The organism is Polynucleobacter sp. MWH-S4W17 (assembly GCF_018687535.1).
Classification (GTDB): domain Bacteria; phylum Pseudomonadota; class Gammaproteobacteria; order Burkholderiales; family Burkholderiaceae; genus Polynucleobacter.
The window spans coordinates 1,093,614-1,108,340 of sequence record NZ_CP061295.1; the positions used below are offsets into that span (position 1 = coordinate 1,093,614).

The following is a 14,727-nucleotide window of genomic DNA, read 5'->3' on the forward strand; positions in this document are numbered from 1 at the left end:
TTTGATGTTTATGAGAACCAGAACACGTCAAGTTTGTGGCGCAGCCCTAGTGGCGTTTTTCTGCGCCACTCAGGTGAGCCCAGCACTAGCACAAGGAGTGCCTAGCGCCCCGCACGGAAAGGCTACGGCCATTCCTGAAAAAAAACCTGATGGCACTTGGGATGGTTTAAAGCCGGTGCAACAGCAAATTCTTGCGCCGCTAGAAAGCGACTGGGATTACATGTTGCCCGATAGTCGCAAAAAATGGATTCAGGTTGCCAACATTTACCCCAAGATGAGCACTCAAGATCAAGAGCGCCTACAATCCCGCATGACAAGTTGGTCAAATCTTTCACAAAAAGATCGTCGCATTGCTCGCGAAAACTACCTCACCAGCCTAAAATTCCCTGCCGAGAAAAAAGCAGAAGCATGGTATGCCTACCAAAAATTAAGTGATGAGCAAAAGAAGAAGTTAGCTGAATCTGAACTCAAGAAAAAGCCTACTGCCGCTAATGCCCCGACACTTCAGCAGCATCCTATTTCACCTAAGGTTGCCCTCCCCGCCGCCGTCATTGCTCCAAGCACACCTGCGCCAGCAGAAGGTACTGGATCTAATGCAGAAGCCGGCTCTCCTTATTAAGCGGTCGCATGACACCTGCTGAATTAGACGCCTTACCCTCACCTCAATTTTGGCGACGAGTGTCTTGCTGCCTCTACGAACAGCTCGTATTACTCGGCGTCATTGCATTTACTTTTCTAGTCCCTAATCTTGGCTTAGGGATGCTATTTGGTATCTCATTACCCGGCTGGCTGACATTTTTATATCTCTACGCCGTGCTGGGGATTTATTTTGTTTGGTACTGGACTAAATCTGGTCAAACACTGGCAATGCAAACATGGCGGGTTCGCCTTGTTGGACGCGGCGGTTTCAATCTCACTAAACAACAAGCGTTTTGGCGTTATGTCTATGGCTCACTCTGGCTTATTCCTTGCGTACTATTGCAATGGGCATTTCATTTAGAGAAATGGCAAATCATTGAGATGCTATTTACCGTAGCTTTGTTAATTTGGCCGCTCAGTATTTATTTAGATCGTCAGAGTTTTCTATATCGACAAAGCCTTCCAGACCGTTTGGCTGCCACACGATTGGTTGAGCTACCAAAAAACCTCGTTACCTTGAATTAACAGCTGCATCTTGATTTTCTAAATCAGGCTTCTCGTAAACATTCCACTGCAGTCGCCTTCTGAATTTTTCTCTGAAAGCGATATCCAGATGCAAGGCAAGCGCAAATTCCAAATGCGACACCCATTAATATGGCTTCACCAAAGGCATTAAATGGAATCTCCATCACAAAATAGCCCAAAGCCCAAGCTGCAGCACCAGAGGCTAGGCCTGCTAGGAGCCCTGCTATCAAGCCAATCATGACTAATTCAATATTCGCAATCTTAGCTAAGGTATTTCGAGAGGCGCCCAAAGCTTTTAATAGAGCCGCATTTTTATAGCGCTCATCTTGCGTGGCTGCGATAGCTGACATTAAAACCAAGAACGCTGCTGCAATCGTAAATGCCAATAGCAAACCCAATACTGAGGAGAGCTTATTCAATACCTCCTGTATTTGTTGCAGCGAGGCTGAGACATCCACAATAGTTAAATTGGGATAGGCTTGGCTTAGATCGAAATCCAAAGATTCTTGTTTGGGCGATTGGTAATAAGAGGTAATCCAAGATTGCGGCAATGATTGCAACTGAGCAGGCGGCATGATGACAAAAAAGTTCACGCGCATGGAACCCCAGTCAAGCTTTCGCAAGGAGGTAATTGGGGCAACAATTTTTTCTCCGGCAACCTCAAAGGTTAACTGATCGCCCAAATTCAGCTTCAAGGTTTTAGCGATGCCGGTTTCCATCGAAATCTGCGGCGCATCGCCCACAATCCACTTGCCCGTTAGGATTTGATTACCTGATGGCAACTGGTCGGTATAGGATAAATTGAACTCTCGATCAATTAAACGCTTTGCATTTTCTTCTACATAGTCGTTAGGCGTGATGTCTTTGCCATTCACCTCAATCAAGCGGCCACGCACCATTGGATAAAACTGCGGAGCTGAAACGCCTGCATTCTGAAGAGACTCTGTAAGCCCCCGCCTCTGATCATCTTGAACATTAATCATGAAGCGATTAGGCGCATCACTCGGTATGTTGCCTTGCCAAGCGCTTAAGAAATCAGCTCGCAAGAGCAGCACCAATAAGAGCGCCATCAATGCAATACCGAGCGCTGTAATTTGCACCACCGCAAGACCTGCTCTTCGCCCTTGAGCAAGAGTAACAAATCCCAGAGAAAAACCTTGGGTGCGTATCCTGCAAAGCAGCTTTAAGATTCCCCAAGATACAGAGGCGAAAAGGATGATGGAAACTCCAAAACTCAAACTTGTCCATAAGGCAAGCTTCCAATCACGTGCTGCAAGCATAATCAATATCAATGCCGCGGCCAATCCACATACAGCAGTCCAAATAGTAGAAATGCCGATGCCATCAAACTCTTTTCTAATCAATCTGATTGGGGATACCTTTACCAAACTGAGTATTGCTGGGCCAGCAAAACCAAATAATATGAACCAAGCCACCAGCACATTCCAAAGGACAGGCCCAAAAGAGACGGGCGGTAATTCAGTGAATACTAGATTTCCCAAGACAAGAGTTAAAACCTGCTGCCCAAGGTAACCCAAAATAGAGCCCATCATTGCAGCGATAAAACCAAGTGCTAGAAGAGTCTGTCCTTGTCGCCTAATGATCATGGTGGAACTGGCTCCAAGACATTTCAAAACAGCGCAGGAATTCGCCTGTTTGCGTGTATAGCGATGAGCCGATAAAGCTATAGCAACAGCAGCTACCATCGCAGTCAATAAGGCAATCAAGGAAAGAAAACGATCTGCGCGCTCAAGTGTTTTGCGCATCAGGGGTTGCGCATTCTCCAGAGTTTCAATGCGAATACCCTTAAGACTCTCGGACTCAATATGTTGACTTGCCCATTCGCCATAAGAATGAATTTGCTCATCAGAACCAGCCAATAACAGTCTGTAGGTTACTCTGCTACCAAGGCCAATGAGTCCTGTATCAGCAAGATCAGACATGGGCATCATGATTCGAGGTGCAAAGTTCATAAACCCGGCCCCACGATCGAGTTCACGCTCTAAAATTCCGTCAATCACAAAGACTTTTAGACCAAGCTGAATAGAATCGCCTTCATTTGCATGTAGGCTTGCTAACATGGCGGGGTCAACCCACACTGCTCCTACCTTAGGTCCGACAGTCAATATCTTGTTTTGGGACTTGGATTGCACGCGCAAAGCGCCACGCAGAGGATATTGAGGGCTTACCGCCTTAATTGAAGCGAGTTTACTGTGTGAACCCACAGTTGCCATACTCGGAAACACAATCGTCTGAGCTTGCTGTAGACCTCCATTCTTAGCCTTGTCTAAAAAGAGATTAGGTAAAGACTGATCAGAAACAATCAGCAAGTCGGAAGCTAGGAGTTGGCGAGCATCGAATGCAAATGCCTTTTGCATTCGATCCGCTAAAAAACTGACGCTAGATAGGGCTGTTACCGAAAGAGTTAAAGCAACGAATAGCCAAGCTAACTCGCTTGAACGCAACTCACATCTCAAACCACCCAAGAAACGAAGAAATGATTTAATCAAATTGCCTGTATTTGTCCGCCATCAATACGCATGACGGTACCAGTAATAAATGAGGCATTTTGGCTAGCTAAAAATGCAGCGGCATCACCATACTCCTTGGGATCGCCATATCTACCCATTGGAATTTGTCTTAAGCTAGCTTTAACAACATCTTCATAGCTGGTGCCTTCCCGCTTTGCGCGCGCTTCATCTAACTGACGCAGACGATCGGTTGCAATTCTTCCAGGCATGATGACATTAACAGTAACGCCCTCGGCAGCCACTTCTGCAGCCAATGTTTTCGACCACCCAAGCAAGGCTGCGCGAAGAGTATTAGAAATGGCTAAATTTTTAATGGGGGCAATAGCACCTGAAGTGGTGCTAGTAATAACACGACCCCACTTACGCTCGCGCATGCCAGGCAATACACGATCCGTAATGGCAATGAGCGATAAAACCATATCGTTAAAACTCTTTTGCCAGAGCGCGGGATCTTGACCGGCTGCTGGTGTTGGCGGTGGTCCACCAGTGTTATTAATCAGAATATCGATGGGGCCAAGTTCTCTCTCCGCTTTTGAGACCAAGCTATCAATCACTGAAGAATCAGATAGATCCCAATTAAGTGCCAAAGCCTGTCCGCCTACAGCCTCAATCAATTTGACGGACTCACTCAAGCCCTCAGCATTTCTACCAGTAACAGCTACCTTTACACCCTCTTTGGCCAATGACACTGCCATTGCCTGACCCAAGCCACGGCTAGAAGCCATCACTAACGCAACCTTACCTTTTAACCCTAAGTCCATCTCGTCTCCAAAAACTAATTTTTTATATTTTTAATCTAACTGCAATTTCTGCTTGGCAACCACCTCTTTGTAAACGGTGTACTCGGCTTTAATTTCTTTTGCAAACGCTTCAGAACCATTCACATTAATGATTGAGCCGGTATCTTCAATACGCATCTTAACCGCAGGATCGGTCACTACTTTTTGTAAAGCAGCGGTATATTTGTCCACGATATCTTTTGGCATTCCTGCAGGGCCCAATAGACCGTAATAAGCCATGCGATTAACTGGTGCTAAACCCACTTCAGCAAAAGTGGGCACATTCGGCAATTGAGCTAAGCGCTTAGGTGCAGCCACCACAATCGGCACTAGCTTACCGTCTTTAATGAATGGCAAGGACGATGGCAAGTTGTCAAAGATCATCGAAACCTGACCGCCCACTGTGTCGGCTAACGCAGGACCAGCTCCACGATAAGGAATGTGCACAATAAATATCCCAGTCAAACTCTTGAAAAGTTCGGTTTGAAGATGCCCAATGCCACCAGTGCCAGAGCTTGAATAAGAATATTTTCCAGGATTAGCTTTCAAAACCTGCATAAAGGTTTTGAAATCCTTTGCCGGGAATGATGGATTTACTGCAATGATGTTTGGTGTCGCAGCAATATTGCTGATGGCCGTGAAGTCCGTAATGGGATCGTAGCCAATCTTTGGGTTAATCGCTGGATTAGCTGCTGTGGTAGAAACGGTAGCCATACCAATGGTGTAACCATCTTTCGGTGAGCGCATGACTTCCAATGCCCCAATAGAGCCACCACCACCTGCTTTATTTTCGACAATTACCGGTTGACCTAGCTGACGACCCAAAGCATCCCCAACGGCTCGTGCAATGATGTCTGTACTTCCACCGGGCGCAAATGGAACGATTAAGCGAATAGGTTTATTGGGGAAAGTATCTGCGTGTGCCGGGGCAAGTACGCTTGCGGCAATCAGTAATGTTGCGCCAACGATTTTGATCATACTTACTGGAGTGGATTTCATAAAGTTACTGACCTAAAGGTTTTGGTAAATTGCCGGCGTATTTATAAAGTTGCGCCTCGTACTCCTGGAAAATCTGAGCCAGTGCTTCTTGCAGGCCCAATACCAGTGCTTCAGGGGTATTGTCTTTGAGGGCTACGCGCTTGGTATAGCGGTTTGCACCAATCAAGGGATTTACTTTGCCGGCGCTAGTAGCGCTCAAGAAAAACTCAACACTCACTACCGCCTCTGGCTGCTTACGATAATCCCCATAGAATTCCTCTACAGTTGCTTGTAAATAATAGTAAGGAAAGAAGCTGTTACTTTGACCTACCGTTGAGGAGAAAATATTGGCCTTGTTCATCCATTGGCGTTCAGCATTCCCAATCATTTCAGCGGGAATGGTTGCGTAGACGTTATAAAAATCCTTTTCATAACGTTGATCACCAGTACGGTAGACCAAAGATCTGCCATCATAGGGTGGCGTAACTGATACAGAACCCATCTTCAACCAAATATCTGTGCGAGCTTGACGCGGTGCCGCAGTTCTATCTGGGGATACCATCCAGGTAGTGGGCCCAACTGGGGGTCTAGTGGGCAAGGAGCAAGAGACTAATCCCATGATGGCAAAGCTCAATAAGACACGCTTGATCATTTCTGGGCTCCAGACTGACCTACACTGCTATTAGGTGTAATTTTCTTTGGTGGTTCACTCCAAATGAGGCTTGATGGTGATTGGCTTGCAATACGGCTAAATTCGTTTAAGTTTTCGCTTGCCTGCTTAATATTTTCTATCGTCAACACAGTATCGCCTTGAACACTAGTAATAGTCTGACGCAAGGAAGTAGTAGCCGCCACCAACTCACGCATCAGAACCCCGATCTCTTCTTTATCGGTTGCTTTATTAATGCGAGCCATGATGACGTTCAACTGCTTAACAGACTCAATGACGCCTTCATTACCTTTGCCGTCGCCTGCCATCAGCACATTGAGATTGCCTAGCAAGGCATCCAATTTTTTCTGGGTGCCATCGATATTCATATCGTTGAGAGCGCCAATCAGCCTTTGAATACCCGAAATAATTTCATCCGCTTGATTCGGTAGAGATGGAATAACTGAGTATGCAGGCTTCCAAGAATAAGGAAGTGGCGGAGTAAGAGAGGCATTTGCGACAAAATCAAACTCGATATAGTTCACCCCAGTAATACCCATTGACTTTACGCGAGCACGTAGATTATTTTTTACAAACTCACTAATTTGATCTTCATTTACTTTGTCACCAAAAATTTGCATTCTGACAACAACATACTGGCGACGATCATGAAAAGGCAAATCTTTTTCGTAGATATCACCGGATAGGCCGATCGATGTCACCTGACCAATCTTGACTCCGCGAAACCGCACAGCCGCCCCAGCGTCTAAGCCAGTTACAGACTGCTTGATATAGGTTTCGACCATAAATGATTTTTGGAAGAATTTACCTCCGCCAAAAATGAGGATCACAGCAATCAGTACACCAATTGCGGCGAGCACAAAGGCGCCTAAGCGAAAATAATTGGGATTTGAGTTATTACTCATGCTGCGTCCTTGCTCATAATACGATTGAAGAATTGATGCACCCGTGGATCTTTACTGGTATCGCGCAATACTTTTGGATCTCCCTCAGCTATGATTCCCTTAGCACCTTTATCCAACATGATTACTTTGTCAGCAATGGCATAGATGCTAGCAAGCTCATGGGATACGATGACAAAGGTGATGCCTAGGTTTTTCGATAAATCCTGGATCGTGCTATCGAGATCGGCCGACGTAATAGGATCCAAGCCAGCAGATGGCTCATCTAAGAATAATATTTTGGGGTCCAGTGCCATGGCGCGAGCGATCGCCGCCCTCTTTTGCATGCCTCCACTAATTTCACTGGGCATATAAGACTCATAAGGCAACAGACCGACTAAATCCAACTTGCAGCGCGCCAGTAAATCCATTTGCGCTTGTGTTAGCTGGGTATATTCCTGCATAAACAAAGTCACGTTATCGAGCAGGTTCATGGAACCAAACAATGCGCCTTGTTGATACATCACACCAAAGCTTGTCATGATCTTCTGGCGCTCAGCTCCAGCAGCAGTGGTAATGTTTTGCCCTTCAATCAGAACATCGCCAGACAAAGGCTCATAAAGACCAAACAAGTTTTTTAACAAACTGGATTTGCCACAACCTGAACCACCCAAAATTACAAAAATTTCTCCATAATTCACCGTGAAATTCAGATTTTGCATCAGGACGTTAGAGCCATAACCTACAGTGAGGTTTTGAACATCAATTGCGCATTGTGATTTATTTGGCGTGTCCATCAGAAACCTGTCTTATAGGAAATGAAGGCAAAAATACCATCAACTAGCACAATCAAAACAATACTACTGACGACTGCTCTAGTAGCTGAAATACCAACTGCAGCCGCACCATTTCCCGTTTGCATGCCACGCAGGCAACCAACCGCTGAAACAACCACGCCAAAAAGCGTCGCTTTAATTAAACCTGAGCCAATATCTTCAATGTCTACAGCCGATAGCATGCCGTTGTAGAAGTTAATAAAAGGAATCCCATAGATCAACATCGTCAACATTGAGGAAAAAATACTGACGATGTCAGCAAACAAAGTCAAAATAGGCGCAACCAAAATACCGGCCAGAACACGTGGCACAACTAAAAAACGAATTGGACTTAAGCCGCCAGATACCAGCGCATCTACCTCGCTATTGACAGTCATCGTGCCAATCTCGGCAGCAAAGGCTGCTGAGGAACGCCCTGCTAACAAAATGGCGGTAATTAATGGGCCCATTTCTCGCACAATACCCAAGGCCGCCAGCGGACCAACAAAGGATACTGCGCCAAACTGCTGCATGCCAATAGCAGCCTGGAAAGAAAGAATGACGCCAATCAAAAACGCCACCAACCCAACGATGGGCAATGCTGCAATACCCGCCTGCACTGCAGCATTTACAAAATCACCCCAGCGCACTTGCTTGGGGTAACGAATAGACCAAGCTAAATCAGCCGCAAGATGTCCAGTAAATGAAATTAATCCAACAGCATCATCAATTAAATTTTGGGTTGCCATTCCAGTGCTAACCACAAAACTTCTTTTGGGCTTTACAACTGGAACTGGAAATAAATTGCCGATCGGATTGAATTCAGTTAGCAAAGGTTCATAGCGAGGATCTAAACCAACGACATTAAACTTTGCACCCGCTGTTGTTTGCGCCTCTTCAATCCCAATCAGAAATGCAATACCAGCCCCATCTAAAAAAGTGACTTTGCTTGCATCGAAAGTTAGGGACTTGCTTTTGCCATCACCCTGCTTGAGCCACACATCTTGAGAATCGCGGATTTGAGTCCAAACACCGCCCAAGGAATAGACGTTTACATTGCCACTCATTAGCACTTTGGCGTTATTGGCATCCACCTGAGACCAAATGGCCACTGAGGCATCAGAAACGGCAGAAATGGTGTCAGAAGTGCTCATAAGCAGACTATAAGGTATCTCTGTGAAAGATCTGAGAAAAGCCTAAAAAGAGAAAGGGCCCAGTCTTTCAACTAGGCCCTCATAAAGGTTGGTGCGGCTGGCAGGAATTGAACCCACGACCCCTTGGTTCGTAGCCAAGTACTCTATCCAGCTGAGCTACAGCCGCAACAGCCATAATTATGCCATGGAAGAGAAGAACTACATCACCCCCGCTGGTCACGAACGCATTAAGACCGAGCTCCTTCAGCTCTTAAACCTTGATAGACCGGAGGTTGTCAGGGTTGTGCACTGGGCCGCAAGCAACGGTGACCGGTCTGAAAATGGGGACTATATCTACGGGAAAAAGCGTCTTAGGGAAATTGATAGGCGGATCCGCTTCCTGAATAAACGCCTAGAATTTGCCGTGGTGGTTGATAATTCAGCTCGAAAATCAGGAGAAAATGACGCTGAGCAGGTGTTCTTTGGGGCTACTGTGACCTACTCAACCCTGGAGGGAGCTGACGCCAATAAGAAGACCTTAATCACAATTGTGGGCGTTGATGAGGTTGACCTGGATAAAGGGCATGTCAGCTGGGTCTCACCTATAGCAAAGGCCTTAATCAAGTCTCGGATCGGAGACTGTGTTTTTATACAAACACCCACCGGTCCCGCTGAAATTGAAATCTTAGACGTTCAATACTTATAGGGTTCAAACAGCGCGAGTACGGGTTACGCGCATGACATCTGGATTGGCGCGCAAACTGCGCATCACCTTAGAAAGATGCAATCGGTCATAAACCTGGATCGTAAAGCGGATGGTGACCGAATCTTCTTTGAAGCGATCTTCCATGGATACATTCATGATGTTGGAGTCTGCAGAAGTAACACTGCTCGCCACCCTAGCCAAAACACCCTTACCTTGGCGCGTATCGATTGCTAGGTCCAATTCAAACTCACGATTCAGATCTTTGCCCCATTCAACCTCGACCCACTTATCACTATCCTTTGAGAGCATGCGCAATGCCACTGTACAGTCGTTGGTATGAACTTGTAATCCCTCACCCTTACCTAGATAACCAATGATGTTATCGCCTGGAATGGGATGGCAGCAAGTTTGGAAATGAATCGAATTACCCTCACGCCCATCGACTAGGATGGCTTGACGTTGATGATGGTGACTTGTCTCTTGATTAGGCGCAACCCAATCAGCAACACCCAAGCGCATTTGCTCTGCACCACCCTCATCATCAATCAAAATCTTGAGACGAATTGCCAGCTCTTGTGGAGAGCGCCTACCTAAAGCAATATTGACGCACGCTTCTTCGCGGGTTTTGTCGCCCGTCCAATGCGTTAGCTTTTCCCAAATTTCTGGGCTTAATAAGGCAGCGTCAACGCCCTGCTGACGTAAAGCATTTGCTAAAAGACGCTCGCCTAGTTGAAGTGATTCAGAATAATGTTTTGTTTTAAGGGAATGCCGTATGGAGGCGCGCGCTTTGCCGGTGCGCACAAACGCAAGCCAACCAGGATTAGGTTGTGAGCTTGCTGAAGTAATAACTTCAACAATGTCACTATTCTTAAGCTCGCTACGCAAAGGTAATTGCAGGCCGTTGATTTTGACGGCTACGCAGGTATTACCCAGATCACTATGGATAGAGTATGCAAAATCTAGAGCAGTTGCACCCCTAGGTAAGGCCCTAATCTGCCCAGTTGGCGTAAATACATAAACTGCATCTGGGAACAAGTCGATTTTGACGTGTTCTAAAAATTCTTGAGAGTCGCCACTGCTATCCTGAATATCAATCAAGGATTGCAGCCATTGGTGGGCTCTGTTTTGCACCTCGCTCATATCAGGGGAGCCGTCTTTATAGGCCCAATGCGCAGCTACTCCAGCCTCAGCTACCGCATGCATTTCGGTTGTGCGAATCTGAAACTCTACTGGCACTCCTGAAGGACCCAATAAAGTGGTATGTAAAGACTGATAGCCATTTAATTTAGGAATGGCAATGTAATCCTTAAACTTCCCTGGCATGGGCTTGTATAGAGAATGCAAGATACCGAGTGCGCGATAGCATTCATCAATGGAATGTACGGTAACCCGGAATGCATATACATCCAACACCTGCGAAAAGCTTAAATGCTTTGAGCGCATCTTTGTATAGATACTAAAGAGCGTCTTCTCACGACCGCGCAGATCAACCTCTAAATTGGCCTTAGCAAAGGCCATGCGTGATGCCTGCAAAATCTTCTCAACCATTTCCTTACGGTTGCCACGCGCCCGCTTTACAGCTCCCTCAATAACTCGGAAACGCATGGGCATGGAGTAACGGAAACTGAGATCTTGTAGATCACGATAAATGATGTTCAACCCAAGACGATGGGCGATTGGTGCGTAGATTTCGATTGTTTCAGCGGCTACACGACGGCGCTTCTCCATGGGTACAGCATCCAGGGTACGCATATTGTGGGTACGGTCAGCAAGCTTGACCAAGATGACACGCACATCACGCGCCATGGCCATGAACATCTTGCGAAAGCTCTCTGCTTGCGCCTCAGCATGGCTTTGAAATTCTAATTTATCGAGTTTAGTTAAGCCCTCAACCAACTCTGCCACCTTATTGCCAAACTTTTCAACCAAATCTGCTTTAGTGCAGCCGGTATCTTCAATCACATCGTGCATCAATGCGGCCATGATGGATGGCGCATCCAAGCGCCACGTTGCGCATAGTTCGGCTACAGCAACTGGATGGGTAATATAAGGTTCGCCGCTATGACGGTATTGACCTAGATGAGCAGCATCAGAAAACTGAAATGCCTTTTTAACTTGTGCAATTTCTTCGGGTTTCAAATAGGAAAGCTTAGATAGCAATCCCTCAATAGAAACTACTTGGTGTTTGAGCGGAAGTATCGGCGCAGATGTCGGACCGAACAAATGACGACTCGATTGCGCCAACAAACTCGCAATGATGGATTTTTTACCACTTTGAATTGGTGTGTCGGAAATCGTATCCAACAACTGTGCTTGAGCTGAGTCTCGTGATGAGTCAAGCGAAGCATCCTTAGACGAGATGCTTCCTACTTTTTCCGATGTATTGGCTAGTCCTAAAGGGAGCTCCACACCGGAACCCCTTAATTAGAGGGGTACTTTGGTCAACATGTCACGGTCAGTCACACCAGCAGCCACTTCACGCAATGCAACTACGGTAGCTTTATCTCTGGACTCAACACGTGGGGAGTGACCTTGTACTAATTGGCGAGCACGATATGTCGCAGCCAAAACCAGTTCAAAACGGTTTGGAATAGTTTTAAGGCAATCTTCTACAGTAATACGTGCCATTCTGGACTCACTTAATTTAGCTTCAATACCTATAGGATAACTGATTAGACCCCGAGACGCTTCAAAAGTGCTGGATTTCTGGCCATACTGGGGCCAGAGCGCAGCCGGCTGGAAGCTAATATGTGCTTTAAATCGACCAAAGCCTGGTCAAAAGAATCGTTCACCACGATGTAATCTGCCTCATGAGCATGCAGAAGCTCTACATGGGCAGCCGCCAAGCGCCGTTGAATCGTTGCTTCATCGTCCTGACCACGCTTACGTAGACGCTCTTCTAAAGCCTCTATGGATGGCGGGAAGATAAAGATCCACTGCACAGAGGGTATTAACTTCCGAATTTGTTGGGCACCCTGCCAATCAATCTCCAGCATGACATCACTGCCAGACTGCATTTGAGATTCAATCCAAGGTTTTGAGGTGCCATAAAAATGACCATGGACTTCTGCCCACTCTAAAAAATGTCCCTGATCACGTTCTTGCAAAAAATCTTCTTTTGCCAGAAACCGGTAATCCTTGCCATCCACTTCACCAGGTCGTGGTGTGCGTGTGGTGGTTGATAAAGATAACTTCAGTCCCGCTTCGTCTTTAAGCAAGGCATTTACCAAAGAGGATTTTCCTGCGCCTGAGGGCGCAACAATCATCAACATGCTGCCTTGGTAGGATGGTGTTGGAGTGGAGTTAGTCATAAATCAATAGTAAGGATTACTCGAGGTTTTGAACTTGCTCACGCATTTGCTCAATCATAAGCTTGAGTTCTAAGGCTGCTTGTGTGCACTCCCCTGATACAGACTTTGAGCTTAAGGTATTGGCTTCGCGATTTAACTCTTGCATCAAAAAATCTAAACGCTTACCAACAGGGCCTTTGCCTGCAAGCGCGGTATCTACTGCCTGAAGATGGGTCTTTAAGCGTGCGAACTCTTCAGCCACATCGATGCGCACTGCATAGAGCACAACTTCTTGACGAATGCGCTCCATCAGTTCAGCGCCTGCCTTGGCTTGTTCTTGAGCAGCTAGCGCTTCAGCGAGACGCTCTGTGAGTTTTTCTTGGTACTGAGCCACATACTCTGGAACTTTAGGTTCAATCACTTTCACGATGTCACGCATCTTGCCAGTGATACTGGTAAGTACACCAACCAAGGCCTTACCCTCGGCGTGACGACTTTCCATCAGCGCTGCGAGAGCAGCTCGTCCAGCCTCGACTGCAGCAGTAATCCAACTATCTTCCTCGCCCCGCGGCTCAGAGACAACGCCTGGCCAGCGCAGCACTTCAGCAATGCTCAACTCTTGGGCTTTAGGAAATGCATCTTGGGCTTTTTCTTGCAGGGTATACAAAGCGTCTAAGCGGTCTTTATTAATGGCCCCAAGTGCATGAGGATTGCTTTTGGCGGCACCTGCTGCTGCGCTATTGACCCGCCATGCGGCCCTAAATTCGACTTTTCCGCGCGATAGGCTTTGGGTAGCCAGTTCTCGCAAGGCAGGCTCTGCCCCACGACACTCGTCCGGAAGACGAAATCCTAGATCTAGAAAGCGGCTATTAACAGCCCGACATTCCACCTGCAGATCAGCAACTACGCCCGCTCCTAGGGAGACTTGGCGAGAAGCGCTGCCATAACCAGTCATGCTCGATATCATATGGACATTGTAGATTCATTATTGAACTAGACCCGATTCAGACCCTAACCCCACAGGACCCCTATCCATGAGCACAGCAAACCCAGCCAATATTGCCCGCCCTAGCGGCCGTAATCCCACCGATTTGCGCCCAGTTACCATTTCTAGAGCCTTCACCAAACATGCTGAAGGATCAGTATTGATCGCCTTTGGGGATACCAAGGTACTGTGTACTGCCAGCATTCTCGAAAAGGTGCCTCCGCATAAGAAAGGCTCTGGCGAAGGTTGGGTTACTGCTGAATATGGCATGCTGCCCCGCTCCACCCATACCCGTAGTGATCGTGAGGCGGCCCGCGGCAAACAATCAGGCCGTACCCAAGAAATCCAACGCCTCATTGGTCGTGCCATGCGTAGCGTCTTTGATTTAAAAGTATTGGGCGAAAGAACTATTCACCTCGATTGCGACGTACTGCAGGCTGATGGCGGAACACGTACTGCATCTATTACCGGCGCCTATGTTGCGGCTCGTGATGCAGTAAACCAACTTCTTAAAAGTGGCGCCCTAAGCAAGGACCCCATTATCGATAGCGTTGCCGCAATTTCTGTTGGCATTTATCAAGGCGTTCCAGTGCTGGACTTGGATTACCCAGAAGACTCTTCATGCGATACCGATATGAATGTGGTCATGACGGGCAAAGGCGGAATGATTGAAGTTCAAGGCACAGCAGAAGGCGCTGCTTTCTCTCGAGCAGAACTCAATGCACTCCTGGATCTGGCCGAGCAAGGCATTCAAGAGCTCACCCAAATGCAAAGCGATGCATTGAAATAAAGATC

15 protein-coding genes and 1 tRNA gene are annotated in these 14,727 nt (G+C 46.9%); 4 read left to right on the forward strand and 12 right to left on the reverse strand.

Translation table 11 applies throughout. The features are described 5' to 3' along the window. Positions 1–4 precede the first annotated feature (4 nt). Positions 5–619, forward strand: coding sequence for a DUF3106 domain-containing protein (locus C2755_RS05670; protein WP_215319896.1), 615 nt, complete (start codon positions 5–7; stop codon positions 617–619). 8 nt (positions 620–627) lie between these two features. Next, a complete protein-coding gene (locus C2755_RS05675; RefSeq protein ID WP_215319898.1) occupies positions 628–1,164 on the forward strand; it encodes an RDD family protein in 537 nt (178 codons plus the stop codon). A gap of 23 nt (positions 1,165–1,187) precedes the next feature. Here C2755_RS05675 and C2755_RS05680 read toward each other — a convergent pair whose 3' ends face one another. From C2755_RS05680 to C2755_RS05715, 8 genes are all read right to left on the reverse strand, one after another. Further along, the gene (locus C2755_RS05680; RefSeq protein WP_215319899.1) at positions 1,188–3,674 is read right to left on the reverse strand and encodes an ABC transporter permease; all 2,487 of its coding nucleotides are present in this window, start codon (positions 3,672–3,674) and stop codon (positions 1,188–1,190) included. Then, entirely contained in the window at positions 3,671–4,456 is a 786-nt protein-coding gene (locus tag C2755_RS05685) for an SDR family oxidoreductase (protein WP_215319901.1), read from the reverse strand. The genes C2755_RS05680 and C2755_RS05685 overlap by 4 nt, the downstream gene beginning before the upstream one ends. 30 nt (positions 4,457–4,486) lie before the next feature. Next, positions 4,487–5,452 (reverse strand): tripartite tricarboxylate transporter substrate binding protein BugE, encoded by a 966-nt coding sequence (locus C2755_RS05690; protein ID WP_371816848.1) that lies wholly within the window; start codon positions 5,450–5,452, stop codon positions 4,487–4,489. A 25-nt stretch (positions 5,453–5,477) separates the two neighbouring features. Then, positions 5,478–6,104: a membrane integrity-associated transporter subunit PqiC gene (locus tag C2755_RS05695; RefSeq protein WP_215319903.1), complete on the reverse strand. Its 627-nt coding sequence runs from the start codon at positions 6,102–6,104 to the stop codon at positions 5,478–5,480. Further along, positions 6,101–7,027, reverse strand: a complete 927-nt coding sequence (locus C2755_RS05700; RefSeq protein ID WP_215319905.1) for an MlaD family protein — start codon at positions 7,025–7,027, stop codon at positions 6,101–6,103. Before C2755_RS05700 ends, C2755_RS05695 begins: the two co-directional genes overlap by 4 nt. After that, positions 7,024–7,800, reverse strand: coding sequence for an ABC transporter ATP-binding protein (locus C2755_RS05705; protein WP_215319907.1), 777 nt, complete (start codon positions 7,798–7,800; stop codon positions 7,024–7,026). Before C2755_RS05705 ends, C2755_RS05700 begins: the two co-directional genes overlap by 4 nt. Next, on the reverse strand, positions 7,800–8,972 hold the full coding sequence (locus C2755_RS05710) for an ABC transporter permease (RefSeq protein WP_215319909.1): 1,173 nt from the start codon (positions 8,970–8,972) through the stop codon (positions 7,800–7,802). Before C2755_RS05710 ends, C2755_RS05705 begins: the two co-directional genes overlap by 1 nt. Positions 8,973–9,061: 89 nt before the next feature. After that, positions 9,062–9,138 (reverse strand) — tRNA-Arg (locus C2755_RS05715). A gap of 18 nt (positions 9,139–9,156) precedes the next feature. On the opposite strand from C2755_RS05715, the gene greB reads away from it, so the two are divergent. Next, the gene (greB, locus tag C2755_RS05720) at positions 9,157–9,657 is read left to right on the forward strand and encodes a transcription elongation factor GreB (RefSeq protein ID WP_215319911.1); all 501 of its coding nucleotides are present in this window, start codon (positions 9,157–9,159) and stop codon (positions 9,655–9,657) included. A gap of 3 nt (positions 9,658–9,660) precedes the next feature. Here greB and C2755_RS05725 read toward each other — a convergent pair whose 3' ends face one another. From C2755_RS05725 to C2755_RS05740, 4 genes are read right to left on the reverse strand one after another with little or no spacing between them, the layout of a single operon-like run. After that, complete coding sequence (locus C2755_RS05725) at positions 9,661–12,066, reverse strand: bifunctional (p)ppGpp synthetase/guanosine-3',5'-bis(diphosphate) 3'-pyrophosphohydrolase (RefSeq protein ID WP_215319913.1); 2,406 nt, start codon at positions 12,064–12,066, stop codon at positions 9,661–9,663. Positions 12,067–12,081: 15 nt separating this feature from the next. After that, positions 12,082–12,285: a DNA-directed RNA polymerase subunit omega gene (gene rpoZ / locus C2755_RS05730; protein ID WP_011902918.1), complete on the reverse strand. Its 204-nt coding sequence runs from the start codon at positions 12,283–12,285 to the stop codon at positions 12,082–12,084. Between the two features lie 44 nt (positions 12,286–12,329). Then, complete coding sequence (gene gmk, locus C2755_RS05735) at positions 12,330–12,968, reverse strand: guanylate kinase (protein ID WP_215319915.1); 639 nt, start codon at positions 12,966–12,968, stop codon at positions 12,330–12,332. Positions 12,969–12,984: 16 nt separating this feature from the next. Beyond that, positions 12,985–13,914: a YicC/YloC family endoribonuclease gene (locus tag C2755_RS05740; RefSeq protein WP_215319917.1), complete on the reverse strand. Its 930-nt coding sequence runs from the start codon at positions 13,912–13,914 to the stop codon at positions 12,985–12,987. A 67-nt stretch (positions 13,915–13,981) separates the two neighbouring features. Between C2755_RS05740 and rph the strand changes: the two genes are divergently transcribed. Continuing rightward, positions 13,982–14,722: a ribonuclease PH gene (gene rph, locus C2755_RS05745; protein ID WP_215319919.1), complete on the forward strand. Its 741-nt coding sequence runs from the start codon at positions 13,982–13,984 to the stop codon at positions 14,720–14,722. Positions 14,723–14,727 lie beyond the last annotated feature (5 nt).